Source organism: Streptomyces sp. NPDC050388, assembly GCF_040655635.1.
Lineage (GTDB): Bacteria > Actinomycetota > Actinomycetes > Streptomycetales > Streptomycetaceae > Streptomyces.
On the sequence record NZ_JBFAKH010000280.1, the window covers coordinates 1 to 1,267 of the forward strand.

2 pseudogenes are annotated in these 1,267 nt (G+C 71.7%); both read right to left on the minus strand.

Annotated elements, in window-relative coordinates:
* Nucleotides 1-120 (minus strand): annotated as a pseudogene (locus tag AB0I73_RS41375) (DNA-directed RNA polymerase subunit alpha); the annotation flags it as partial.
* 222 nt (nt 121-342) lie between these two features.
* Nucleotides 343-1,058 (minus strand): annotated as a pseudogene (locus tag AB0I73_RS41380) (IS6 family transposase).
* Between the last annotated feature and the right edge of the window lie 209 nt (nt 1,059-1,267).

The window sequence follows — 1,267 nt, forward strand, 5'->3', positions numbered from 1 at the left end:
GCGGCGGAGGGAGTTGCCGAGGGTGTAGCCGAAGCCCGGCTCCAGCGGCTCGATCACGAACCGGGAGCGGAACTCGTCGACGACCTCTTCGGTCAGTGACGGACGCTGAGCGATCAGCACGAGGTATGGCCTCCAGTGTGTGGCGCCCGCCATGTGACGCCGTAGACACCCCGAAGGGTACGGGCGGTTCGGCCTCCTGGGCGGCCGAACCGCCCGACCCCGCCCGTCTGCCGGCCGGTCGGCAGGCTCAGCCCTTGCTGGAGTGGGCGCTGTCACGTTGTGGAGTGTGTGAGTGCCTGACGGGGTGTCGGGTGTGGTGGGGCCGGGTTCCGGCTTTCGTGCTCAGGCCGCGGCGGGCAGGCCGGCGACGCCGGTCATCTGATCCCGGATGGCGAAGCGGAGGGTCATCTCGGTGCGGTATTCGGGGGCGGTCATCGGGTGGCGGCGGGGCCGGAAGTGGGGTGAGATGCCGCTGAACGCGGCCAGGAACCGCTGGACCCCGCCCACGCAGCGGAAGAGCCCTTCATGGCGCGTTCGCGCTGCCTCGTCGGCCGGTGGGAGTTCTCGGCCCGGTTGTTCAGGCCCCGGTGCGAGCGGTGCTCGACCGACGGTATGACCTCGCGGTGGGCCGCGCCGCAGGAGCGCAGCTGGTCGGTGACGATCACCCGCGGCACCGAGCGGGTTCTCTTGAGCAGCTTGCGGAAGAAGCGCCGGGCCGCGGCGGTGTCCCTTCGGCCCTGGACCAGGAGGTCGAGCACGGTGCCGTCGGCGTCGCTGGCCCGTCACCGGTACTGCGGCACACCATTGATCCTCACGAAGACCTCGTCCAGGTGCCACGTGTCGCCGGGCCCGGGCCGGCCCAGTCCGTCGGCGCAGGCCTGACCGAGCGTGGCACACCAGCGGCGCACCGTCTCGTGGGAGACAAGGACGCCGCGCTGGAGCATGAGTTCTTCGACCTCGCGGAACGACAGCGGGAAGCGGACGTACCGCCTCACGCAGTGGGAGATGACCTCGACCGGGTACCGGTGCCCCTGGTACGACGGCGGCGCGCTGTCCACGGACGGCCCCTCCCCGCATGACCAATCACAAGATCATCCCACCCGGTCAGCCACCGTGACAGCTCCCACGGACATGCTGCCCGCCATGGCCATCGCCGCCCGGCCGCCCGCCGGCCACCCCGACCGGCTGCTCGCGGAGGGCCCGGAGGCCTCGCTCGGCAAGGCCCTGATCCGCCACATCCGGCTGCGTGCCGCCGTCACCACGGCGG